Origin of the sequence: Micromonospora sp. WMMD987 (assembly GCF_029581435.1) — a bacterium.
In the GTDB taxonomy this organism is placed as follows: Bacteria; Actinomycetota; Actinomycetes; order Mycobacteriales; family Micromonosporaceae; genus Micromonospora; species Micromonospora rifamycinica.
This window is the reverse complement of sequence record NZ_CP120861.1, coordinates 4,421,949-4,448,723: the sequence shown is the minus strand read 5'-3', so window position 1 is coordinate 4,448,723 and position 26,775 is coordinate 4,421,949. Positions and strand designations below refer to the sequence as shown.

Annotated in this window: 3 protein-coding genes; all 3 read left to right on the top strand. The window is 75.7% G+C overall.

Going from position 1 to position 26,775, the window contains the following annotated elements:
- Window positions 1-27 precede the first annotated feature (27 nt).
- Genes O7612_RS18785 through O7612_RS18775 form a run of 3 tightly spaced genes read left to right on the top strand, consistent with a single transcriptional unit; the run spans window position 28 to window position 26,769 of the window.
- Window positions 28-15,801 (top strand): type I polyketide synthase, encoded by a 15,774-nt coding sequence (locus O7612_RS18785; RefSeq protein ID WP_282266037.1) that lies wholly within the window; start codon window positions 28-30, stop codon window positions 15,799-15,801.
- 45 nt (window positions 15,802-15,846) lie between these two features.
- On the top strand, window positions 15,847-21,288 hold the full coding sequence (locus tag O7612_RS18780) for a type I polyketide synthase (protein ID WP_282266035.1): 5,442 nt from the start codon (window positions 15,847-15,849) through the stop codon (window positions 21,286-21,288).
- 60 nt (window positions 21,289-21,348) lie between these two features.
- Window positions 21,349-26,769, top strand: coding sequence for a type I polyketide synthase (locus O7612_RS18775; RefSeq protein ID WP_282266033.1), 5,421 nt, complete (start codon window positions 21,349-21,351; stop codon window positions 26,767-26,769).
- Window positions 26,770-26,775 lie beyond the last annotated feature (6 nt).

Genomic DNA, 26,775 nt, shown 5'->3' with positions numbered 1-26,775 from the left:
ATGACGAACGAACGTGGAGGATGGGTTATGTCGGCGCCAGACGAGCAGATCGTCCAGGCACTGCGTGCCTCGCTGAAGGAGAACGCCCGGCTTCAGCAGGAGAACAGCGCGCTCGCCGCCGCAGCCGCGGAGCCTATCGCCATCGTCTCGATGGCCTGCCGGTACGCCGGTGGCATCCGTGGCCCCGAGGACCTGTGGCGGGTGGTGACCGACGGCACCGACGTCTACACCGGCTTCCCCACCGACCGCGGCTGGGACCTGGAGGGCCTCTACCACCCCGACCCGGACAACCCCGGGACCACGTACGTCCGCCAGGGCGCCTTCCTGCACGACGCCGCGCAGTTCGACGCCGCGTTCTTCGGGATCTCCCCCCGGGAGGCCCTGGCGATGGACCCGCAGCAGCGGCAGCTGCTCGAAGTGGCGTGGGAGACCTTCGAGCGGGCCGGTATCGACCCGCACTCGGTGCGGGGCAGCGACATCGGGGTGTTCGCCGGGATCGTGCACCAGGACTACGCCCCCGACCTCAGCGGGTTTGAGGGATTCCTCAGCCTGGAGCGTGCGCTGGGCACCGCCGGTGGGGTCGCCTCCGGCCGGGTCGCCTACACGCTCGGGCTCGAAGGACCCGCGGTGACCGTGGACACCATGTGCTCGTCGTCGCTGGTGGCGGTGCACCTGGCCAGCCAGGCGCTGCGTCGGGGCGAGTGCTCGATGGCGCTGGCCGGCGGCTCGACGGTGATGGCCACCCCCGGCGGGTTCGTCGGCTTCGCGCGCCAGCGGGGGCTCGCCTTCGACGGGCGGTGCAAGTCGTACGCGGCGGGCGCCGACGGGTCGTCGTGGGCGGAGGGCGTCGGCGTGCTGCTGCTGGAGCGGCTGTCGGTGGCCCGGGAGCGGGGCCACCAGGTGCTCGCGGTGATCCGGGGCAGCGCGGTCAACCAGGACGGCGCGTCCAACGGGCTGACCGCGCCGAACGGCCCGTCCCAGCAGCGGGTGATCCGTAACGCGCTGACCAGCGCCGGGCTCCGGCCGACCGACGTCGACACCGTGGAGGGCCACGGCACCGGCACCACCCTCGGCGACCCGATCGAGGCCCAGGCGCTGCTCGCCACGTACGGGCAGGGCCGGGATCCGCAGCAGCCGCTGTGGCTCGGCTCGGTCAAGTCGGTCATCGGCCACACCCAGGCGGCGTCCGGGGTGGCCGGTGTGATCAAGACGGTGCTGGCGCTGCGGCACGGGGTGCTGCCGGCGACCCGGCACGTGGACGCGCCCACCCCGCAGGTGGACTGGTCGGCCGGCGCGGTCGAGCTGCTGACCGAGGCCCGGGACTGGCCGCGCAACGGCCGTCCCCGCCGGGCCGGCGTGTCGTCGTTCGGCGCCAGTGGCACCAACGCGCACCTGATCCTGGAGGAGGCGCCCGAGGAGGCCACGCCGGCCCCGCAGGAGTCCCCGGCCGGGGTGGTGCCGTTGGTGGTGTCGGCGCACACCGCCACCTCGCTGGCGGCGCAGGCCGACCGGCTGGCGTCGTTCGTCGCCGACACCGCGGCGCCGTTGTCGCAGGTGGCCGGGACGCTGGTGGCGGGCCGTGCCACGCTGGGCGAGCGGGCCGTGGTGGTGGCCGGCTCGACCGACGAGGCGGTGGCCGGGCTCGGGGCGCTGGCCCGTGGGGAGAACGCCCCCGGCCTGGTGACCGGCTCCGGCACGCCGGGTCCGGTGGTGTGGGTGTTCCCCGGTCAGGGCACGCAGTGGGCCGGCATGGGCCGGGAGCTGCTGGACTCCTCCCCGGTGTTCGCGGCGCGGATCGCCGACTGCGCCGCCGCGTTGGAGCGTTGGGTCGACTGGTCGCTGGTCGACGTGCTGCGGGGGGACGTCGACCCGGCGGTGATGCGGCGGGTCGACGTGCTGCAACCGGCCAGCTTCGCGGTGATGATGGGGCTGGCGGCGGTTTGGGCGTCGGTGGGGGTGCAGCCCGACGCCGTGCTCGGCCACTCCCAGGGCGAGATCGCGGCGGCCTGCGTGGCCGGTGCGCTGTCGTTGGACGACGCGGCCCGGGTGGTGGCGCTGCGCAGCCAGGCGATCGCCGGGACGCTGTCCGGCCGGGGCGGCATGGCGTCGGTGGCGCTGAGCGAGGACGAGGCGACCCAGCGGCTGGCCCGGTGGGCCGACCGGGTCGAGGTGGCCGCGGTCAACGGCCCGTCGTCGGTGGTGGTGGCCGGGGACGCCGACGCCCTCGACGAGGCCCTGGACCTGCTCGACGACCAGGGCGTACGGGTCCGTCGGATCGCGGTGGACTACGCCTCGCACAGCCGGCACGTGGCGGACGTCCGCGACGCGCTCGCCGACGCGTTGGCCGGGATCACCGCGTCCGCGCCGACGGTGCCGTTCTACTCCACCGTGACGGGGGAGTGGATCCAGGACGCCGGGGTGGTGGACGGCGGCTACTGGTACCGCAACCTGCGCCACCAGGTGCGGTTCGGTCCGGCGGTGACCGAGCTGATCGCCCAGGGGCACGGTGTGTTCGTCGAGATCAGCGCGCATCCGGTGCTGGTCCAGCCGATCAGCGAGATCGTCGACCGGGCCGGCGGCGACGTGGTCGTGACGGGGTCGCTGCGGCGCGACGAGGGCGGCCTGCGTCGGCTGCTGACGTCGATGGCCGAGCTGTACGTCCGGGGTGTGCCGCTGGACTGGACGGTGCTGCTGCCCGAGGGGGCGGGTTCGCCGCCGCTGCCGCTGCCCACCTACGCGTTCGACCACCAGCACTACTGGCTACGGATGGGGGACTCGGCCACCGACGCGGCGTCGCTGGGCCTGGTCGGCGCCGACCACCCGCTGCTGGGCGCGGTGGTGCCGCTGCCGCAGTCGGACGGGCTGGTCTTCACCTCGCGGCTGTCCCTGCGGACGCACCCGTGGCTCGCCGGGCACGCGATCGGCGGGATGGTGATCATCCCCGGCACGGTCTACGTGGACCTGGCGGTGCGGGCCGGCGACGAGTTCGGCTTCGGGGTCCTGGAAGAACTGGTGATCGAGGCACCGCTGGTCCTGCCCGAGCAGGGCGGGGTGCGGCTCCAGGTCGCCGTCGGCGGTCCGGCGGAGACCGGGCTGCGTCCGGTCTCCGTGTACTCGCTGCGTGAGGACGGCACGGACATCTGGACCCGGCACGCCACCGGCCTGCTGGCGGCGACGCCGCCGACGACGCCGGTAGGCGGGTTCGACTTCACCGCGTGGCCGCCGTCCGGGGTGCGCCAGGTCGACATCGAGGGCTTCTACGCCGACCTCGTCGAACGGGGTTACGCCTACGGGCCGGCGTTCCAGGGGCTGCGTGCGGTGTGGCGGCGCGGCGACGAGGTGTTCGCCGAGGTCGCGCTCCCGGACGACCAGCGGGAGGACGCCGGCAGGTTCGGCATCCACCCGGCACTGCTGGACGCCGCCCTGCACACCAACGCCTTCGCCAACCCGGACGACGACCGGCGGGTGTTGCCGTTCGCGTGGAACCGGCTGGTGCTGCACGCCGCGGGTGCGTCCGCGCTGCGGGTCCGGGTCGCCCCGTGCGGGCCGGACGCGTTGTCGTTCCAGGCCGCCGACGACACCGGCACCCCGGTCGTGACGATGGACTCGCTGGTGTCGTTGCCGGTCTCGGCCGATCAGCTGGAGACTGCGGCACAGGAGAACCGGGACTCGCTGTTCCGGGTGGAGTGGACCGAGCTGCCCCCGGTCGCCGCCGCCCCCGCGCCGTCCTGGACGACGGTCGTCGACCCGGACGACGTGACGGCCCTGACGCGCCGCGCGGCCGAGGTGTCGACGGCCGTCCTGCACGCGGTCGGTGACGACGACGGGCCGCTGGCGTTGACCTCCCGGGTGCTGGCCGTGGTGCAGGCCTGGCTGGCCGCGGACGAGCTGGCGGACACGCGACTGGTGGTGGTGACCCGGGGCGCGACGCCGGCCCGCGACGGCGTGGTGGGCGATCCGGCCGGCGCGGCGGTCTGGGGTCTGCTGCGCGCCGCCCAGGCCGAGAACCCGAACCGGTTCGTCCTGCTCGACGCCGACCCCGCCGGCCCGGACCTGTTGCTGGGACCGGCGCTGGCCAGCGGCGAGCCGCAGCTCGCGGTGCGCGGGACCACCCTGACCACGCCCCGGCTCACGCACGCCGCGAACCAGGATCCGGGTGCGCCGGACGTGTTCCGGCCCGAGGGGACCGTGCTGGTCACGGGCGGGACCGGCTCGCTGGGCGCCATGATCACCCGGCACCTGGTGGGCCGGCACGGGGTACGCCGGCTGGTGCTGGCCAGCCGGCGGGGTCCGGCCGCCGACGGGGTGGCCGAGCTGGTCGCCGAGCTGACCGCGCAGGGCGCGGACGTGTCGGCGGTGGCCTGCGACGTCTCCGACCGGGAGCAGGTCGCGGCCCTGGTAGCGGAGCACCGCCCGACGGGTGTGGTGCACATGGCGGGTGTCCTGGACGACGGTGTGATCGGCGCGTTGACCCCGCAGCGGCTGGCCGGCGTCTTCGCCCCGAAGGTGGACGCGGTGCGTCACCTCGACGAGCTGACCCGGGATGCCGACCTCGACGCCTTCGTGGTCTTCTCGTCGGCCGCCGCGCTGATGGGCTCCGCCGGGCAGGGCAACTACGCCGCCGCGAACGCCTTCCTCGACGGGGTGATGGCCAACCGCCGGGCGGCCGGACTGCCCGGCGTGGCGTTGGCCTGGGGCCTGTGGGAGCAGAGCACCGGCCTGACCGCCCACCTCAGCGCCGTCGACCAGGCCCGGATGAGCCGGGGCGGCGTGCTGGCGATCACCCCCGACGAGGGCACCGCCCTGTTCGACCTGGGTCTGCGTGCCGACCAGGCACTGCTGGTGCCGATCAAGCTCGACCTCAAGACGCTGCGCGCCCAGGCCGCCACCGGCACCGACGTCCCGCACCTGCTGCGCGGCCTGGTCCGGGTCAGCCGCCGGGTGGCCCGGGCGTCGGCCGGCGACAGCGGCGGACTGGTCCGCCGGCTCGCCGGGCTGACGCCGGAGGAGCAGGAGACCATCCTGGTGGGCATCGTCCAGGCCGAGGCGACCGGGGTGCTGGGCTTCAGCGGACCGGAGCTGGCGCAGGGCACCCGTACCTTCAACGAGATCGGGTTCGACTCGCTGACCGCGGTCGAGCTGCGCAACCGGCTGAGCGCGGCGACCGGGGTGAAGCTGCCCGCCACGCTGGTCTTCGACTACCCCACTCCGGTGGCGCTGGCCCGGCACCTGCGGACCGAGCTGGGCGACACGGTGGCCGGCACCACGACCACCGTCACCGTGCTCGCCGACCCCGACGAGCCGATCGCGATCGTCGGCATGGCCTGCCGGTTGCCCGGTGGGGTCACCGATCCCGACGGGCTGTGGCACCTGCTGTCCGAAGGGCGGGAGGGGATGTCCCCCTTCCCCGAGGATCGGGGCTGGGACCTGGCGGGCCTGTTCGACCCGGATCCGGACCGCCCCGGGACCTCGTACACCCGGCAGGGGGGTTTCCTCCAGGGCGCGGGGCTGTTCGACGCCGGCTTCTTCGGCATCTCTCCTCGGGAGGCGCTGGCGATGGACCCCCAGCAGCGGCTGCTGCTGGAGGCGTCCTGGGAGGCGCTGGAGCGGGCGGGTGTCGACCCGACCGCGATGCGCGGCCACGACGTCGGCGTCTTCACCGGCGTCTCCATCCACGACTACCTGGAGTCGCTGAGCAACATGCCGGCGGAGCTGGAGGGCTTCGTCACCACCGCCACCGCCGGCAGCGTGGCGTCGGGCCGGGTGTCGTACGCGTTCGGCTTCGAGGGACCTGCGGTCACCGTGGACACGGCGTGCTCGTCGTCGCTGGTGGCGATGCACCTCGCCGCCCAGGCGCTGCGGCAGGGCGAGTGCTCGATGGCGCTGGCCGGCGGGGTCGCGGTGATGGGCTCCCCGATCGGCGTGCTCGGCATGTCCCGCCAGCGTGGCCTGGCCGAGGACGGGCGGGTCAAGGCGTTCTCCGCGACGGCGGACGGCACGGTGCTGTCCGAGGGCGTCGCCATCGTCGTCCTGGAGCGGCTGTCGGTGGCCCGGGAGCGGGGCCACCGGGTGCTGGCCGTGGTCCGGGGCAGCGCGGTGAACCAGGACGGCGCGTCCAACGGGTTGACCGCGCCGAACGGCCCGTCGCAGCAGCGGGTGATCCGCAGCGCGCTGGCCAACGCCGGCCTGACGCCGGACGAGGTGGACGCCGTGGAGGCGCACGGCACCGGCACCGCGCTGGGCGACCCGATCGAGGCGCAGGCGTTGCTGGCCACCTACGGCAGGGACCGGGATCCGGAGCGTCCGTTGTGGCTGGGGTCGCTGAAGTCGAACGTCGGGCACACCCAGGCCGCCGCCGGGGTGGCCAGCGTGATCAAGATGGTGCAGGCGCTGCGGCACGACACGTTGCCGCCCACCCTGCACGTGACCGAGCCGACCCACCAGGTCGACTGGTCCATGGGCGCGGTCGAGCTGCTCACCGCGGCCCGGGAGTGGTCGCCCGACGGCCGTCCGCGCCGGGCGGGGGTGTCGTCGTTCGGCATCAGCGGCACGAACGCCCACCTGATCCTCGAGGAGGCGCCGGCCGACGTGACCCCGGACGTCCCCCCGGAGGAACCGGCCGGCGGCGTGCTGCCGCTGGTGGTGTCGGCCCGCAGCCCCCGTTCCCTGGCGGGTCAGGCGGGCCGGCTGGCGGAGTACCTGGAGCGGGCCGACGGGGTGCCGCTCAGTCGGGTGGCGGGTGCGCTGCTGTCCACCCGGGCGGTGCTCGGCGACCGGGCCGTGGTGGTGGCGGGCTCGGCCGAGGAGGCGTCGACCGGCCTGGCCGCGCTGGCCCGGGGCGAGACCCCGGCCGGTGTGGTGACCGGCAGCGTCCGTGCGCCGGGCAGGCTGGTGTGGGTGTTCCCCGGGCAGGGGACGCAGTGGGTCGGCATGGGCCGGGACCTGCTGGACGCCTCCCCGGTGTTCGCCGAGCGGATCGCCGCGTGCGCCGCCGCGCTGGCGCCGTGGGTGGACTGGTCGCTGTCGGAGGTGTTGCGGGGGGAGTGCGACCCGGCGCTGATGGAGCGGGTGGACGTGCTCCAGCCGGCGAGTTTCGCGGTGATGGTGGGGTTGGCGGCGGTGTGGTCGTCGGTGGGTGTGGTGCCGGATGCGGTGGTGGGTCACTCGCAGGGTGAGATCGCGGCGGCCTGCGTGGCGGGCGCGCTGACCCTGGAGGACGCGGTCCGGGTGGTGGCGCTGCGCAGCCAGGCCATCGCCGCCGAGCTGTCCGGCCGCGGCGGCATGGCCTCGGTCGCGCTGAGCCAGGAGGAGGTGCTCGCCCGGCTGACGCCGTGGGGCGACCGGGTGGAGATCGCCGCGGTCAACGGCCCCTCCTCCGTGGTGATCGCGGGCGACGCCGAGGCGTTGGCCGAGGCCGTGGCGGCGCTGGGCGGCCGGCGGGTGGCGGTGGACTACGCCTCGCACACCTGGCACGTCGAGGACATCGAGGACCAGCTCGCCGAGGCGCTGGTCGGGCTCGACGCGCAGGCCCCGGCGCTGCCGTTCTACTCCACCGTCACCGGGAGCTGGATCCGCGAGGCCGGGGTCGTCGACGGCGACTACTGGTACCGCAACCTGCGCAACCAGGTGCGGTTCGGTCCGGCGGTCGCCGAGCTGATCGACCAGGGTCACCGGGTGTTCGTGGAGGTCAGCGCGCACCCGGTACTGGTCCAGCCGATCAGCGACGTGGCCGACGGCACCGAGGCCGACATCCTGGTGACCGGCACCCTGCGCCGCGACGACGGGGGTACCCGACGGCTGCTCACGTCGATGGCCGACCTGTTCGTGCACGGGGTGGCGGTCGACTGGACCGCCGTGCTGCCGCCGGTCACCGGCCGGGTGGACCTGCCGACGTACGCGTTCGACCACGAGCACTACTGGCTGCACCCGGCGGTGGCGGCGGACGCGGCGTCGCTCGGGATGGCCAGCGCCGACCATCCGATGCTCGGCGCGGTGGTCCGGCTGCCGCAGTCCGACGGCCTGGTCGCCACCTCGCGGTTGTCGGTGCGGTCGCACCCGTGGCTGGCCGGGCACACCGTCGGCGACGTCGTGGTCGTCCCGGCCGCCGGGCTGGTCGAGCTGGCGGTGCGCGCCGGTGACGAGGCCGGCTGCCCGGTCCTCGACGAGCTGGTGGTCGACACCCCGCTCGTGGTCCCCGCCCACGGCGGCGTACGGGTCCAGGTCGCCCTGAGCGGGCCGGGCCGCGACGACGTCCGCACGGTGGACATCTACTCCCTGCGCGAGGGGACCGCCGACGAGGTGTGGACCCGGCACGCCACCGGCCTGCTGACACCCACCCCCGGCACCCCGGAACCGTTCGACTTCACCGCCTGGCCGCCCCCCGGCGCACGGCCGGTCGACCTCGCCCCGCGCGACGCCGGACCGGCCGGCGACGAGCGCCCGTACGGCCGGGCGGTACGGGCGGTGTGGCGTCGCGGCGGCGAGGTGTTCGCCGAGGTGGCCCTGCCCGAGGAGCGGGCCGCGGAGGCGACCGGGTACGGCCTGCACCCCGGCCTGTTGGACGCGGCCCTGCACCCGGCCCTGCTGCCGGCGGCGGACGGGGCCGACGCGTCGCCGCGGCGACCGCGGGACTGGCACGGACTGGTGCTGCACGCGGTGGGCGCGTCCACGCTGCGGGTGCGGCTGGCGGAGATCGACGCCGACACGGTGTCGCTGACCGCCGCCGACGACACCGGCGCGCTGGTCGTGTCCGCCGACGCGCTCGGCCTCGGCACGATGCCCGTCGCGGGCGCGGACACCGCCGGGGCCGGCACCCGACCGGTGGACTCGCTGTTCCAGGTGGAGTGGACCGGGCTGCCCGCCACCGGGGACGTCCCCACGCCGGCGTGGACCACGGTCGCCACCGCCGACGAGGTCACCGCCCTGGCCGAGGTACCCCCGGCGGTGGTGCTGGACGCGACCGGCGCGGGCGACCCCCTGACGGTGACCGCCCGGGTGCTCCAGGTCGTCCAGGCCTGGCTCGCCGGCTCCGGCCCGGAGGGGTCGCGGCTGGTGGTCACCACCCGTGGTGCGGTGCCCGCCGGGGACGGCGCGGTGACCGACCCGACGGGGGCGGCGGTCTGCGGCCTGGTGCGGGCCGCCCAGGGTGAGAACCCCGACCGGATCGTCCTGCTCGACCTGGACCCGGCCGGCGACCCGAGCGCGGAGCCGGTGCTGGGCGCGGCCCTGGCCAGCGGCGAGCCGCAGCTCGCGGTGCGCGGGACGGCCCTGTCCGTGCCCCGGCTCGCCCGCGCCACCCGGGCGGCCGACGCCGCCCCCGGGTTCGGCCCGCAGAGCACGGTGCTGGTCTCGGGCGCCGGCGCGCTGGGCGCCCTGGTCGCCCGGCACCTGGTGGACCGGCACGGTGTCCGCCGGCTGGTGCTGGCCAGCCGGCGGGGTACCGCCGCCGAGGGGGTCGCGGAGCTGGTCGCCGAGCTGTCCGGGCAGGACGTGGACGTGGCCGTGGTGGCCTGCGACGTGTCCGACCGGGACCAGGTGGCGGCCCTGCTGGCGCAGCACCCGCCGACGGCGGTGGTGCACACGGCGGGGGTGCTGGACGCGGGGGTGATCGAGACGGTCACCCCGGAGAAGCTGGCCCGGGTGTTCGCGCCGAAGGTGGACGCGGTGCGGCATCTGGACGCGTTGACGCGGGAGCTGCCGTTGACGGCGTTCGTCGTGTACTCGTCGGTGTCGGCGGTGTTCATGGGTGCCGGTAGTGGCAGTTACGCGGCGGCGAACGCGTTCCTGGACGGGTTGATGGCGCAGCGCCGGTCGCTGGGTCTGCCGGGGTTGTCGCTGGCCTGGGGCCTGTGGGAGCAGACCACCGGGATGGCGGCGAACACCGACGAGTTGACCAGGGCCCGGATGAGCCGGCGGGGTGGTCTGCAACTGATGACGCAGGCCGAGGGGATGGTGCTCTTCGACGCCGCCCTCGGCGCGGAGCAGGCGTTGCTGGTGCCCGCGAAGCTGGACCTGCGCGGTGTCCGCGCCGACGCCTCGGCCGGCGGTGTGGTCCCGCACATGCTGCGTGGCCTGGTCCGCGCCGGCCGCCGGCAGGCGCGTTCGGGTGCCGCCGGTGCGGGCCGCGGCCGGCTGGCCGAGCGGCTGGCCGGGCTCTCCGCGGCGGACCAGCTCACCCTGCTGCTGGACCTGGTGCGCGGTCAGGTGGCCGCCGTGCTCGGGCACTCCGGTGCCGGCGCGGTCCGGGCGGACGGGGCGTTCAAGGACGCCGGGTTCGACTCGCTCACCTCGGTGGAGCTGCGCAACCGGCTGCGCGAGGCGACCGGGCTGAAGCTGCCCGCCACGCTGGTGTTCGACCATCCGAGCCCGCAGGCCCTCGCCCGCCACCTGCGCGACGAACTGGGCGACGGCACCCCGACGGTGACGACCCTGCCGACCGGGCCGGCCGCCGACCCGGAGGAGCCGATCGCGATCGTCGGCATGGCGTGCCGGCTGCCCGGCGGGGTGGCCGGGCCGGCGGACCTGTGGCGGCTGGTGACCGAGCGCCGGGACGCGGTGTCCGGGTTCCCCACCGACCGGGGCTGGGACCTGGAGGGGCTGTTCGATCCCGACCCGGAGCGTCCGGGCACGTCGTACACCAGCCAGGGGGGTTTCCTGCACGAGGCGGGCCTGTTCGACGCCGGCTTCTTCGGCATCTCGCCGCGGGAGGCGCTGGCCATGGACCCGCAGCAGCGGCTGCTGCTCGAGACGTCCTGGGAGGCGCTGGAGGACACCGGGGTCGACGCGACCGCGTTGAAGGGCGCCGACGTCGGCGTGTTCACCGGCGTCTTCGGCCAGGGCTACGTCGCGCCGGGGGCCAGTGTGGTCACCCCCGAGCTGGAGGGCTTCGCGGGCACCGGCGGGTCGTCGAGCGTGGCGTCGGGCCGGGTGTCCTACGTCTTCGGCTTCGAGGGGCCGGCGATCACCATCGACACGGCCTGCTCGTCGTCGCTGGTGGCCATCCACCTGGCCGCCCAGGCGCTGCGGCAGGGCGAGTGCTCGATGGCGCTGGCCGGGGGCGCGACCGTGATGGCGAACCCGGGCGCGTTCGTCGAGTTCTCCCGGCAGCGGGGACTGGCCGTGGACGGGCGCTGCAAGGCGTTCGCCGCCGCCGCCGACGGCACCGGCTGGGCCGAGGGCGTCGGTGTGGTGGTCCTCGAACGGCTGTCGGTGGCGCGGGAACGCGGACACCAGATCCTGGCGGTGCTGCGCGGCAGCGCGGTGAACCAGGACGGCGCGTCCAACGGGCTGACCGCGCCGAACGGGCCGTCGCAGCAGCGGGTGATCCGCAAGGCGCTGGCCAACGCCGGGCTCTCCCCGGCCGAGGTGGACACGGTGGAGGCGCACGGCACCGGCACCGCGCTGGGCGACCCGATCGAGGCGCAGGCGCTGCTGGCCACGTACGGCAAGGACCGGGATCCCGGCACGCCGTTGTGGCTGGGGTCGTTGAAGTCGAACATCGGTCACGCGCAGGCCGCCGCCGGGGTGGCCGGGGTGATCAAGGTGGTGCAGGCGCTGCGGCACGGGGTGCTGCCGGCGACCCTGCACGTGGACGCGCCCACCCCCGAGGTGGACTGGTCGGCCGGCGCGGTCGAGCTGCTGACCGAGGCGCGTGACTGGCCGCGCAACGGGCACCCGCGTCGGGCCGGGGTCTCCGCGTTCGGGGTCAGCGGCACCAACGCGCACCTCATCCTGGAGGAGGCCCCGCCGCAGGACGAGCCCCCCGCACCCGAACCGGTCACCCTCCCGGACGTGCTGCCCGTGCTGGTCTCCGCGCGCAGCGCCGCCTCGCTGGCGGCGCAGGCGGGCCGGCTCGCGGCGTACCTCGACGAGGCCGACGAGGTGCCGCTGGCCCGGGTCGCCGGGGCGCTGGCGTCCGGTCGGGCCGCGCTGACCGAGCGGGCCGTCGTGGTGGCCGGTTCCCGGGCCGAGGCGACGGCCGCGCTCACCGCGCTGGCCCGGGGCGAGGACCCGCCCGGCGTGGTCACCGGCCGGGCGGGTGCGTCCGGCAAGGTGGTCTGGGTGTTCCCCGGCCAGGGCACGCAGTGGGCCGGGATGGGCCGGGAACTGCTGGACTCCTCGCCGGTCTTCGCCGAGCGGATCGCCGAGTGCGCCGCCGCGTTGACGCCGTGGACCGACTGGTCCCTGATCGACGTGCTGCGCGGCGAGGCCACGCCCGACCTGCTGGACCGGGTCGACGTGCTGCAACCGGCCAGCTTCGCCATGATGGTCGGCCTGGCCGCGGTGTGGCGGTCGTGCGGGCTGCGGCCGGACGCCGTCATCGGGCACTCGCAGGGCGAGATCGCCGCCGCCTGCGTGGCCGGCGCGCTGTCGCTGCAGGACGCGGCCCGGGTGGTGGCGCTGCGCAGCCAGGCCATCGCCGCCGAGCTGTCCGGACGCGGCGGCATGGCGTCGGTCGCCCTGAGCGAGGAGGAGGCCGTGGCCCGCCTCGCGCCCTGGGCCGACCTGGTCCAGGTCGCCGCGGTCAACAGCCCCACCTCCGTGGTGGTCGGCGGCGACGCGGCGGCCCTCGACGAGGCGCTCACCGCGTGGGAGGCCGACGGGGTACGGGTCCGCCGGGTGGCGGTCGACTACGGCTCGCACACCGTCCAGGTGGAGCAGATCCGCGACCTGCTCGCCGAGACGCTGGCCGGGGTACGGGCACAGGCCCCGACGGTGCCGTTCTACTCGACCGTGACCGGTGGGTGGATCCGCGACGCCGGGGTGGTGGACGGCGGGTACTGGTACCGCAACCTGCGCGGTCAGGTGCGCTTCGGGCCGGCGGTCGAGGACCTGCTCGGCCAGGACCACGGCGTGTTCGTGGAGGTCAGTGCCCATCCGGTGCTGGTCCAGCCGATCAGCGAGATCGTCGACGACGCCGACGTCGTGGTGACGGGATCGCTGCGGCGCGACGACGGTGGCCTGCGGCGGCTGCTGACCTCGATGGCCGAGGTGTACGTCCGGGGCGTGCCGGTGGACTGGACCGGGCTGCTGCCCCCGCCGCCGGCGCGGCTGGAGCTGCCGACGTACGCCTTCGACCACCGGCACTACTGGTTGCGGCAGCCCAGCGGCTCCGCCACCGACGCCACGTCGCTGGGGCAGGTGGCGACCGACCACCCGCTGCTCGGCGCGGTGGTGCACCTGCCGGCCTCGGACGGTCTGGTGTTCACCTCGCTGCTGTCGGTGCGCTCGCATCCGTGGCTGGCCGACCACGCGGTCGGCGGGGTGGTGATCCTGCCCGGCAGCGGGCTGGTGGAGCTGGTCGTGCGCGCCGGTGACGAGGCCGGTTGCCCGGTGCTGGACGAGCTGGTGGTGGAGGCGCCGCTGGCCCTTCCCGAGCAGGGTGGGGTGCAGGTCCAGGTGGCGCTGAGCGGGCCGGGCGCGAACGGCACGCGTGGGGTGGAGGTGTACTCCCGACGCGACGGCGGCCCGGGCACCTGGACCCGGCACGCCGTCGGCGTGCTGTCCGCGACGCCGGGCGGCGGCACCGGGTTCGACTTCACCGCGTGGCCGCCGCCGGGCGCGGAGCCGGTGGACGTCGGGGACTTCTACCTCGACCTGGCCGAGCGGGGTTACGGCTACGGACCCGCCTTCCAGGGCCTGCGGGCGGTGTGGCGGCGCGGTGACGAGGTGTTCGCCGAGGCGGCCCTGCCCGAGGACCTGCGCCCGGAGGCCGGCCGGTACGGCGTCCACCCGGCGCTGCTGGACGCCGCGCTCCAGGCCGCCACGGCCGGTGCCCCGGGTGAGCAGCCGGGCGAGGCGGTGCTGGCCTTCGCGTGGAACGGGTTCGTCCTGCACGCCGAGGGTGCGACGGCGCTGCGGGTCCGGCTCGCGCCGCAGGGGTCGCAGACCCTGGTCGTCGAGGCCGCCGACGAGACCGGCGGACCGGTGCTGACGATGGACTCGCTGGTGTCCCGGCCGGTGTCGGCGGCGCAACTGGGGGCCGCCGGGCACGACGTGCGGGACGCGATGTTCCGGGTGGACTGGACCGAACTGCCCGCGACCGCCGCCGAACCGGTGCCGGCCTGGACGCCGGTGTCCACCGCCGACGACGTGACCGCGCTGGCCGCAGGCGACGAGCCGCCGACGGTGGTGGTGCTCGACGCCGACGGGGCTGCCGGTCCGCTCGCGGTGACCTCCCGGGTGCTGGCGGTCGTGCAGGCGTGGCTGACCGAGCCCCGGCTCGAGGAGGCCCGGCTGGTCGTGCGTACCCGGGGGGCGGTACCCGCCGGTGGCGACTACCTGGTGACCGATCCGGCCGCCGCGACGGTGTGGGGTCTGGTCCGGGCCGCCCAGGCCGAGAGCCCGGACCGGATCGTCCTGCTGGACGCCGATCCCACCGGCGGGGCCGGCGCGGACCTGGCGCTGGTGGCCGGTGAGCCGCAGCTCGCGGTGCGGGCGGGCCGGCTGTGCGTGCCCCGGCTCGCCCGGGCCACCGAGCCGCTCCGGGACGACGCCCCGGACGTCTTCCGGCCCGACGGCACGGTCCTGGTCTCCGGTGCCGGCGCGCTGGGCGCGCTGGTGGCCCGGCACCTGGTGGACCGGCACGGGGTACGACGGCTGGTGCTGGCCAGCCGGCGTGGCCCGGCCGCCGAGGGAACCGCCGAACTGGTCGCCGAGCTGACCGCGGCGGGCGCGGACGTGTCGGCGGTGGCCTGCGACGTCTCCGACCGGGACCAGGTCGCGGCCCTGCTGGCCGGGTACCCGGTGACCGGTGTCGTGCACACCGCAGGGGTGTTCGACGACGGTCTGGTCGGCGGGCTGACCCCGGACCGGTTGGCCGGGGTGTTCGCCCCCAAGGTCGACGCGGTACGGCACCTCGACGAGCTGACCCGGGGCCGGGACCTGGACGCCTTCGTGGTGTTCTCGTCGGTCGCCGGTGTGGTCGGCGGTGGTGGCCAGGGCAGCTACGCCGCGGCGAACGCGTTCCTGGACGCGGCGATGGCGCACCGCCGGGCGGCCGGTCTGCCCGGGCTCTCGCTGGCCTGGGGCCTGTGGGAACGCAGCGTCGGGATGGCCGCCCACCTCAGCATCGTCGACCACGCGCGGGCCAGCCGGGGCGGCGTGCTGGAGCTGAGCCGGGCCGACGGGCTGGCGCTGTTCGACGCGGCGTTGCGGACCGACCAGGCCCTGCTGGTGCCGATCCGGCTGGACCCGCAGGCGATGCGGGCCGACGTCGCCGCGGGCGGCGCGGTTCCGTCGCTGCTGCGGGGACTGGTGCGCGCCGGCCGGCAGCAGGCCCGGGCCGCGGTCGCGTCGCAGGACTCGCTGGCCCGCCGGCTCGCCGGGCTCGCCGGGGGCGAGCAGGAGGCGTTGCTGCTGGACCTGGTGCGTGGCCAGGTCGCGGCGGTGCTCGGGCACAACGATCCGCAGGACGTCCGGCCGGACGTCGCTTTCAAGGACGTCGGCTTCGACTCGTTGACCTCGGTGGAGCTGCGTAACCGGCTGCGTGAGGCGACCGGGTTGAAGCTGCCGCCGACGTTGGTCTTCGACTACCCGAACCCGTCGGCGCTCGCCCACCACCTGCGGACCCGGCTACGGCCGGAGGACACCGCGCCGGTGGCGGAGCGCGGCGTGGACGAGGCGCGGTTGCGGCAGGCGCTCGCGTCGGTCCCGTTGGCCCGGCTGCGGGCGGCGGGCCTGGTCGACGCACTGCTCGAACTCGCCACCACGGACGAGCCGGACGACGGTGCCGGGGAAGAGCGGGAGGTCGGCGACCTGGACGTCGACGACCTGGTGGAACTGGTGCTCGGCGGTGAGTAGTCGCGGGTGGTCCGGCAGTGGCAACCGAGGAGTGAGGGGCGTCTGGTGAGTGCGTCGTACGAGAAGGTCGTCGAGGCGTTGCGGCGGTCGGTGGCCGAGGCCGGTGAGCTGAAGAAGCGCAACCGCCAGCTCCTCGGCGCGTCCCGGGAGCCGATCGCCATCGTCGGGATGGCGTGCCGGCTGCCCGGCGGGGTGGCCGGGCCGGCGGACCTGTGGCGGCTGGTGTCCGAGGGGCGGGACGCGGTGTCGGGCTTCCCGGCCGACCGGGGCTGGGACCTGGACAACCTGTTCGACCCCGACCCCGACCACTCGGGCACCTCGTACGTCGACCAGGGTGGTTTCCTGCACGAGGCGGGGCTGTTCGACGCGGGGTTCTTCGGCATCTCGCCGCGGGAGGCGCTGGCCATGGACCCGCAGCAGCGGCTGCTGCTGGAGGCATCCTGGGAGGCGTTCGAGCACGCCGCCGTCGACCCGACCACGCTGAAGGGCACCGACGTCGGGGTGTTCGTCGGCACCGCTCCGCAGGGCTACGGCTCCGGCCCGATCGGGCCGGAGATGCAGAGCTTCGCGGGGACCGGGGTGGCGTCGAGCGTCGCCTCGGGCCGGGTGTCGTACGTGTTCGGCTTCGAGGGGCCCGCGGTGACGGTGGACACCGCCTGCTCGTCGTCGCTGGTGGCGATGCACCTGGCGGCGCAGGCGCTGCGGCAGGGCGAGTGCTCGATGGCGCTGGCCGGCGGCGTGATGGTGATGTCCAGCCCCAACTCCTTCGTCGTGTTCTCCCGGCAGCGGGGGTTGGCGGCGGACGGGCGGTGCAAGGCGTTCGCGGAGGGTGCGGACGGGATGGGGTTGGCGGAGGGGGTGGGGGTGGTGTTGTTGGAGCGGTTGTCGGTGGCGCGGGAGCGTGGGCATCGGGTGTTGGCGGTGTTGCGGGGTTCGGCGGTGAATCAGGATGGTGCGTCGAACGGGTTGACGGCGCCGAATGGTCCGTCGCAGCAGCGGGTGATCCGGGCGGCGTTGGCGAGTGCGGGGTTGGCGGCGTCCGAGGTGGACGTGGTGGAGGGCCACGGCACCGGCACCTCCCTCGGCGACCCGATCGAGGCGCAGGCGTTGCTGGCCACCTACGGCCAGGGCCGGGATCCGCAGCGACCGCTCTGGCTCGGGTCGTTGAAGTCGAACGTCGGCCACGCGCAGGCCGCCGCCGGGGTGGCCAGTGTGATCAAGATGGTGCAGGCGTTGCGGCACGGGGTGTTGCCGCCCACCCTGCACGTCGACGCGCCCAGCACCGGCGTGGACTGGTCCGAGGGCGCGGTGGAGCTGTTGACCGAGGCCCGACCGTGGCCGCGCGACGGGCATCCACGCCGGGTCGGGGTGTCGTCGTTCGGGGTCAGCGGGACCAACGCCCACCTGATCATCGAGGAGGCGCCCGCCGAGGAGCCCGCCGCCGAGCTGCCGGCGTCCGGGGTGCTGCCGCTGGTGGTGACGGCGCGCAGCGCGGCGGCGCTGGCCGGTCAGGCGGAGCGGCTGGCCGGGTTCCTCGCCACGGCCCGCCCGCCGCTCGCGGGGGTGGCCGCCACGTTGGTCGCCGGCCGGGCGGTGTTCGACGACCGCGCCGTCGTGGTGGCCGGTTCGTCCGAGGAGGCACTGGCCAGGCTCGGTGCCCTCGCCCGGGGGGAGGACGCCGCCGGGGTGGTGACCGGCAGCGCCCGTGCCCCCGGGAAGCTGGTCTGGGTCTTCCCGGGCCAGGGCTCGCAGTGGGCCGGGATGGGCCGCGAGCTGCTGGACTCCTCGCCGGTGTTCGCCGCCCGGATCGCCGAGTGCGCGACCGCCCTGGGACCGTGGATCGACTGGTCGCTGGAGGAGGTGCTGCGCGGCGAGGCCGACCCGGAGCTGGCCGATCGGGTCGACGTGCTCCAGCCGGCCAGCTTCGCGGTGATGCTCGGCCTGGCCGCGGTGTGGACGTCGGCCGGCGTACGGCCCGACGCCGTGCTGGGTCACTCGCAGGGTGAGATCGCGGCGGCCTGCGTGGCGGGGGCGCTGTCCCTCGACGACGCCGCCCGGGTGGTGGCGCTGCGCAGCCGGGCGATCGCCGCGACGCTGTCCGGAAAGGGCGGCATGGCGACGGTGGCGCTGAGCGAGGACGACGCGCTGGCCCGACTGGCGCCGTGGGCCGACCGGGTCGAGGTGGCGGCGGTGAACGGCCCGACGTCGGTGGTGGTCGCCGGGGACGCCGAGGCGCTGGACGAGGCGCTGGAGTCGTTGGCGGGCCAGGACGTCGGGGTACGGCGGGTGGCGGTGGACTACGCCTCGCACTCGCGGCACGTGGCGGACATCGAGGACACGCTGGCCGGGGCGCTGGCCGGGATCACCGCGCAGGCGCCGGTGGTGCCGTTCCGGTCGACCGTGACCGGCGAGTGGATCTCCGACGCCGGGGTGCTGGACGGCGGGTACTGGTACCGCAACCTGCGCAACCAGGTCCGGTTCGCCCCGGCGGTGGCGGACCTGCTGGACCGGCAGTTCCGGATCTTTCTCGAGGTCAGCGCCCACCCGGTACTGGTCCAGCCGGTCAACGAGCTGGTGGACGACGCCGACGTGCTGGTCACCGGCTCGCTGCGCCGTGACGACGGTGGCCCGCGCCGGATGCTCGTCTCGATGGCCGAGCTGTTCGTCCGGGGCGTGCCGGTGGACTGGACCCGGTGGCTGCCGGCCGGGGCGACGTCGGCCCGGGTGGAGCTGCCCACCTACGCCTTCGACCACCGGCACTACTGGCTCCGGTCGGCCGACACGGCGACCGACGCGACGGCGCTGGGCCAGGCCACGACGGACCACCCGCTGTTGGGCGCGGTGGTGCGGCTGCCCCAGTCCGACGGGGTGGTCTTCACCGCGCAGCTGTCGGTGCGGTCGCATCCCTGGCTGGGCGACCACGCCATCGGCGGGGTGGTGCTCTTCCCCGGCACCGGCCTGGTGGAGCTGGCCCTGCGGGCCGGCGACGAGGTGGGCTGTCCGGTGCTGGACGAGCTCGTGACGGAGACACCGCTGGTGGTGCCGGAACACGGTGGCGTGCGGGTCCAGGTCGCGGTGGGCGGACCGGACGACAACGGCGTACGCCAGGTGGACGTGTACTCGCTGCGCGACGACACCGCCGACGGGTGGACCCGGCACGCCACGGGTGCGCTGTCGGCGCGGTCGGGCGACACCGGCGACCGGTTCGACTTCACCGCGTGGCCGCCCCCGGGCGCGCAGCGGGTCGAGGTCGGCGACTTCTACGCCGACCTGGTGGAACGGGGGTACGGCTACGGACCGGCGTTCCAGGGGGTGCGGACGGTGTGGCGGCGCGGCGACGAGGTGTTCGCCGAGGTCGCCCTGCCCGAGGAGCACCGCGCCGAGGCGGCCGGGTACGGCCTGCACCCGGCGCTGCTGGATGCCGCCCTGCAGACCGGCACCGTCGCCGCCGCGGCGGCCGGGCCGGCCGAGCAACCCGGCCGGTCGGTGATGCCGTTCGCCTGGAACGGGCTGATGCTGCACGCCGTGGGCGCGTCGGCGCTGCGGGTCCGGGTCACCACCGGCGGACCGGACACGATGGTCGTCGAGGCCGCCGACGAGACCGGCGGGCCGGTCCTGACGATGGACTCGCTGGTGTTGCGCGCGGTGGCCACCGGGCAGGTGGATCCGGCCGGGACCGACGCGCTGTTCCAGGTCGACTGGACCGAGCTGCCCCCGGCCGGCGGGCACCCCGCGCCGTCGTGGGTGGCGGTGGACGGCCCCGACGACGTGGCCGCCCTGACCGACCCGCCCGCGGCGGTGGTGCTGGCGGCGGTCGGCGCCGGCGACGCGCTGGCCGTGACGTCGCGGGTCCTGGCGGTCGTGCAGGCCTGGCTGGCCGCGGGCGAGCGCGACGAGTCGCGGCTGGTGGTGGCCACCCGGGGTGCGATGCCCGCCGGGGACGGCACGGTGACCGATCCGGCCGCCTCGGCGGTGTGGGGTCTGGTGCGGGCCGCCCAGGTGGAGAACCCGGACCGGATCGTGCTGCTGGACGGCGATCCGGCTGTCGCCGACGGCCCGGAGGCGGTGCTCGGCGCGGTGCTGGCCAGCGGTGAGCCGCAGGTGGCGGTGCGGGGGACCACCCTGTCCGTGCCGCGTCTCGCCCGGGCCACCCCGGACCCGGACGTCGCGTCCGGGTTCGGTCCGGAGTCGACGGTGCTGATCTCGGGCGCCGGCACGTTGGGCGCGCTCGCGGCCCGGCACCTGGTCGGCCGGCACGGGGTACGGCGGCTGGTGCTGGCCAGCCGCCGGGGCCGCGCCGCCGACGGGGTGGCCGAGCTGGTCACCGAGCTGACCGCGCAGGGCGCCGAGGTGTCGGTGTGGGCCGGTGACCTGTCCGACCGGGACCAGGTCGCCGCCCTGCTGGCGGCCGACCGGCCGACCGCGATCGTGCACACGGCGGGGGTGTTCGACGCCGGCGTCGTCGGGGCGTTGACCCCGGAGAAGCTGGCCCGGGTGTTCGCCCCGAAGGTCGACGCGGTCCGGCACCTGGACGAGTTGAGCCGTGACCTCCCCCTTGACGCGTTCGTGGCGTACTCGTCCGCCTCGTCGATCTTCATGGGGGCGGGCAGTGGCGGGTACGCGGCGGCCAACGCGTACCTGGACGGCCTGATGACCCAGCGGCGGGCGGCGGGCCTGCCCGGGCTGTCGCTGGCCTGGGGGCCGTGGCAGCAGCTCACCGGGATGGCGGACACCATCGACGAGCTCACCCTGGACCGGATGAGCCGGCGGGAGGGGCGCGGTGGGGTCCGTGGCCTCGGGTCCGTGGACGGCATGGAGCTGTTCGACGCCGCCCTGGCCTGCCGTCCGGGCCTGCTGGTGCCGGTCCGGCTGGACCTGCGGGAGGTACGGGCCGACGCCCTCGCCGGTGGCGGCGTGCCGCACCTGCTGCGTGGCCTGGTCCGGACGGGCCGGCAGTCCGCGCGGGCCGCGACCGGCGGGGACGGTGGGCTGGCCCGCCGGCTCGCCGGGCTCGCCCCGGCCGAGCAGGAGGCGCTGCTGTTGGACGTGGTACGGACCCAGGTCGCCGTGGTGCTCGGGCACGCCGAGGCGGGCGCGGTGCGGCCGGACGCGGCGTTCAAGGACGCCGGGTTCGACTCGCTGACCTCGGTGGAGCTGCGTAACCGGCTGCGCGAGGCGACCGGGCTGAAGCTGCCGGCGACGCTGGTCTTCGACTACCCGAACGCGCAGGCCCTGGCCCGGCACCTGCGCGGGGAGATCGCCGTCGAGGAGGTGTCGCCGGTCGACTCCGTGCTGGCCGGTCTCGACGGCCTGGCCCCGGCGATCGGTGCCGTCGCCGGGGACGGGCAGGCCCGCGACCGGATCACCGCCCGCCTGCGGGAGCTGCTGAACGCGGCCGAGGCGGCGGCCGATCCCGGCCCCTCCGACGACGACCTCGACACCGCCAGCGACGAGGAGCTCTTCGCGCTCGTCGACCGCTTCGCCTGACCACCGCACCACCGCAGACCGGCAATCGGACACACGGACATCCCGGGGAGCTGACTTTCCATGGCTGACGAGGTACAACTCCGCGACTACCTCAGGAGGGCCATCGGTGACGCCCGCGACGCCCGCAGGCGGCTGCGCGAGGTCGAGGACCAGGCCCGGGAGCCGATCGCGATCGTCGGGATGGCCTGCCGGTATCCGGGCGGGGTGACCTCTCCCGAGGAGCTGTGGCGGGTGGTGGCCGACGGGGTCGACGCGGTCGCCGGCTTCCCCACCGACCGGGGCTGGGACCTCGACGCCCTGTTCGACCCGGATCCGGACCGGCCGGGCACGTCGTACACGAGCCGGGGCGGTTTCCTCGACGGCGCGGGCCGGTTCGACGCGGGGTTCTTCGGGATCTCGCCGCGGGAGGCGCTGGCCATGGATCCGCAGCAGCGGCTGCTGCTGGAGACCTCCTGGGAGGCGATGGAACGGGCGGGCGTCGACCCGTCGTCCTGGCGCGGCAGCGACGTCGGGGTGTTCGCCGGGCTGTCCAGCCAGGGCTACGGGGCCGGCTCCGGCCGTCCGGTCGCGCCGGAGCTGGAGGGCTTCGCCGGTACGGGTGCCGCGCCGTGCATCGCGACCGGCCGGGTGTCCTACGTGTTCGGGTTCGAGGGGCCCGCGGTGACGGTGGACACCGGCTGCTCGTCGTCGCTGGTGGCGATCCACCTGGCCGTGCAGGGGCTGCGGCAGGGCGAGTGCTCGGCGGCGCTGGCCGGCGGCGCGATGGTGATGGCCCAGCCGGGTTCCTTCCTGTCCTTCTCCCGGCAGCGGGGGTTGGCGGCGGACGGGCGGTGTAAGGCGTTCGCGGAGGGTGCGGACGGGATGGGGTTGGCGGAGGGGGTGGGGGTGGTGTTATTGGAGCGGTTGTCGGTGGCGCGGGAGCGTGGGCATCGGGTGTTGGCGGTGTTGCGGGGTTCGGCGGTGAATCAGGATGGTGCGTCGAATGGGTTGACGGCGCCGAATGGTCCGTCGCAGCAGCGGGTGATCCGGGCGGCGTTGGCGAGTGCGGGGTTGGCGGCGTCCGAGGTGGACGTGGTGGAGGGTCACGGCACCGGCACGGTGCTGGGCGATCCGATCGAGGCGCAGGCGTTGCTGGCCACGTACGGCCAGGGTCGGGATCCGCAGCGGCCGCTCTGGCTGGGCTCGGTGAAGTCCAACGTCGGGCACACCCAGGCCGCCGCCGGGGTGGCCGGCGTGATCAAGATGGTGCAGGCGTTGCGGCACGGGGTGCTACCGCCCACCCTGCACGTCGACACGCCCAGCACGGAGGTCGACTGGTCGGCGGGTGCGGTGGAGCTGCTGACCGAGGCCCGTTCGTGGCCGCGCGGTGACCGGCCCCGTCGCGCCGGGGTCTCGTCGTTCGGGATCAGCGGGACCAACGCCCACCTGATCATCGAGGAGGCGCCGGAGGAGGTACCCGGGGAGGCGGCCGAGGAGTCCGGCGCGGACCTGCCGGCGTCGGCTGTGACGCCGCTGGCCGGGGGTGTGGTGCCACTGGCCTCGGAGGTGGTGCCGCTGGTGGTGACGGCCCGCACCACCGGGTCGTTGGCCGGGCAGGCCGCCCGGCTCGCGTCGTACCTGGAGTCGGCCCCGGTGCCGCTGGCCGAGGTGGCCGGCGCGGTGGCGGACCGGCCACGCTGGGACGAACGCGCCGTGGTGGTCGCGGGCACGGTCGGGGAGGCGTCGGCCGGGCTGGCCGCGCTGGCCCGGGGCGAGAGCGCCCCCGGCGTGCTGACCGGTTCGGGGCCGGCGGGCAGGGTCGTGTGGGTGTTCCCCGGGCAGGGAACCCAGTGGGTGGGGATGGGCCGGGAGCTGCTCGACGCGTCCCCCGTCTTCGCCGCCCGGATCGCCGAGGTCGACGCCGCGCTGACACCGTGGATCGACTGGTCGCTGGTCGACGTGTTGCGCGGCGACGCCGATCCGGGGCTGGCCGAGCGGGTCGACGTGCTCCAGCCGGCCAGCTTCGCGGTGATGCTGGGGCTGGCGGCGGTGTGGACGTCGGTGGGCGTGGTGCCCGACGCGGTGGTGGGCCACTCGCAGGGCGAGATCGCCGCGGCCTGCGCGGCCGGCGCGCTCTCCCTCGCCGACGCCGCCCGGGTGGTGGCGCTGCGCAGCCAGGCCATCGCCGCGAAGCTGTCCGGCCGGGGCGGGATGGCCTCGGTCGCGCTGAGCGAGCCCGACGCCCTCGACCGGCTGCGGCCCTGGGCGGACCGGGTCGAGGTGGCGGCGGTGAACAGCCCCACGTCGCTGGTGGTCGCCGGGGACGCCGAGGCGCTGGACGAGGCGCTGGAGGCGCTGGCCGGGCAGGAGGTCCGGGTACGGCGGGTGGCGGTGGACTACGCCTCGCACAGCCGGCACGTGGAGGACATCCGAGACGCCCTCGCCGACACGCTGGCTCCGATCACCGCCCAGGCCCCGGTGGTGCCGTTCCGGTCGACCGTGACCGGCACGTGGATCCGCGACGCCGGGGTGGTGGACGGCGGCTACTGGTACGAGAACCTCCGTCGGCAGGTGGGGTTCGGGCCGGCGGTGGCCGATCTGGTCGCCGAGGGGTACCGGGTGTTCGTGGAGGTGAGCGCCCACCCGGTACTGGTCCAGCCGATCAGCGAGACCGTCGACGACACCGACGTCGTGGTGACCGGGACGCTGCGTCGCGACGACGGCGGCCCGCGCCGGCTGCTGACCTCCGTGGCCGAGCTGTTCGTCCACGGTGTCCCGGTCGACTGGCGCGGGATCCTGCCCTCCGCCGCCGGGCACCTCGACCTGCCGACCTACGCCTTCGACCACGAGCACTTCTGGCTCCGGCCCGAGGAGTCCGCGACCGACGCGGCGTCGCTGGGCCAGTGGCCGACGGAGCACCCGCTGCTCGGGGCGACCGTCGCGCTGCCCGGGTCCGACGGCCGGGTGTTCACCACGCGGCTGTCCCTGCGCGCGCACCCCTGGCTCGCCGACCACGGCGTGGGCGGGGTGACGGTGCTCCCCGGCAGCGCGTTGGTGGAGTTCGCGGTGCGGGCCGGCGACGAGGTGGGCTGCCCGACGCTCGACCGGCTGGTGACCGAGTCGCCGCTGGTGCTGCCCGAGGAGGGCGGGGTCCGGGTGCAGGTGACCGTGGGCGGGCCGGCGGACGACGGCACCCGGACGGTCGAGGTGCACTCGCTGCCCGACGGGGTGGACGACGGCTGGACCCGGCACGCCCGGGGCACGCTGTCCGCCGGGTCGCCACCGGACCCGGGGTTCGACTTCACCGCGTGGCCGCCGGCCGGCGCCCAGCAGGTCGACCCGGCCGACCGCTACGCCGAGCTGGCCGCGCGGGGCTACGCCTACGGCCCCGCGTTCCAGGGGCTGCGCGCGGTGTGGGAGCGCGGCGACGAGGTGTTCGCCGAGGTCGCCCTGCCGGACGACGGGGGCACGGACGCCGACGGCTTCGGGATCCATCCGGCGCTGCTGGACGCGGCCCTGCACGCCGCCCCGCCCACCACGGGGGACGGCTCGGACGGGCCGTGGCTGCCGGCGGACTGGACCGGGCTGGCCCTGCACGCGGCCGGTGCCCCGGCGCTGCGGGTACGGCTGGTGCCCGGCGCGGACGGCGTCGTCTCGCTGGCGGCGGCCGACGGGACCGGCTGCCCGGTGGTGACGGTCGGGTCGGTGGCGTTCCGGCCGCTCCCCGTCGCCGGACCCGCCGCCCCGACGCCGACGCGCGACGCGTTGTTCCGGGTGGAGTGGACCCGGCTGCCCGCTCCGGCGACGTCGGCCGGACCCCGGCCCGACGTCGAGGTGCTGGAGGTGGCCGGTGGGGCCGACACCCTCGCGGTGACCGCGCGGGCGCTGGCCGCGCTCCAGGACCGGCTCGCGAGCGCGGAGCAGTCGCCGCTGCTGGTGGTGGTACGGGGCGCGGCCCCGGTCGACGACGCGGCGGTGGTCGATCCGACCGCGGCTGCGGTGTGGGGCCTGGTGCGTTCCGCCCAGGCGGAGAACCCGGACCGGATCGTCCTGCTCGACCCCGACGCCGACGGTGCCGTGGACGACGTGCTGGGCGCGGTGCTGGCCAGCGGTGAACCGGAGGTGGCCGTCCGCGCGGGGGCGCTCCTCGTCCCGCGCCTGGTCCGGGTCGACGCGCCCGTACCGGGAACCCCCGCCGGGTTCGGTCCGCACGCGACGGTGCTGGTGTCCGGCGCGGGTGTGCTCGGGGTGTTGACGGCCCGGCACCTGGTACACCGGCACGGCGTACGACGGCTGGTGCTGGCCAGCCGGCGCGGCCCGGACGCCGAGGGCGTGGCGGACCTGGTCGCCGAGCTGACCGGGCAGGGCGCCGAGGTGACGACCGTCGCCTGTGACCTGTCCCGGCGCGAGGACGTGGCGGCCCTGCTGGCGCGACACCGCCCGACCGGGGTGGTGCACACGGCGGGGGTGCTGGACGACGGGGTGATCGAGGCGTTGACCCCGCAGCGGTTGGCCCGGGTGTTCGCTCCCAAGGTGGACGCCGTACGGCATCTCGACGAGCTGACCCGGGACCTGGACCTCGACACGTTCGTGGTGTTCTCCTCCGGTTCCGGGGTGTTCGGTTCCCCGGGCCAGGGCAACTACGCGGCGGCGAACGCCTTCCTGGACGCCGCGATGGCGAACCGCCGGGCCGCCGGCCTGCCCGGGGTGTCGCTGGCGTGGGGCCTGTGGGAGCAGGCCACCGGCATGACCGCGCACCTCGGCGGGGCGGACCAGGCCCGGATGAGCCGGGGCGGCGTACGGGCGATCACCGCGGCGGAGGGCGTCGAGCTGTTCGACGCCGCGCTCGCCGCCGGGCCCGCGCTGCTGGTGCCGGTCAAGCTCGACCTGCGGCAGTTGCGGGCCGGCGGGGTGGTGCCCCACCTGCTGCGCGCCCTGGTGAAGCCCGCGCGGCAGCAGGCGCGGCGCGCGGCCGGCGGCGACGGCGGGCTGGCCCAGCGGCTCGCCGGACGCTCCCCCGCGGAACAGGAGGCGCTGCTGCTCGACCTGGTGCGTGCCCAGGTGGCGGTGGTGCTCGGCTACTCCGGTGCGGCGGCCGTCCGGGCGGACGGGGCGTTCAAGGACGCCGGGTTCGACTCGCTGACGTCGGTGGAGCTGCGCAACCGGCTGCGCGAGGCGACCGGCCTGAAGCTGCCCGCCACGATGGCCTTCGACTATCCCACCCCGGCCGCCCTCGCCCGGCACCTGCGCGACGAACTGGGCACCGGCGGTGACGCGCTCACCCAGGTCACCGCCCGGATCGAGGAGGTCGAGTCGCTGATCGGCGACCTGGCGCTCGACGAGTCCGCCCGCTCCGCGCTCACCCTCCGGCTCCAGGGCCTGGTCGCCAGGTTCGCCGGGGTCCGCGAGCAGGGCGGGACCGCCTCGGTGGCCGAACAGCTCGAATCCGCCACCGCCGACGACGTCCTCGACTTCATCGACGCGGAGCTCGGACTCACCTGACCTCGT

Coding starts and splice junctions, on each gene's coding strand:
- O7612_RS18775 (WP_282266033.1), top strand. CDS start 21,349: ATGGCTGACGAGGTACAACTCCGCGACTACCTCAGGAGGGCCATCGGT.
- O7612_RS18785 (WP_282266037.1), top strand. CDS start 28: ATGTCGGCGCCAGACGAGCAGATCGTCCAGGCACTGCGTGCCTCGCTG.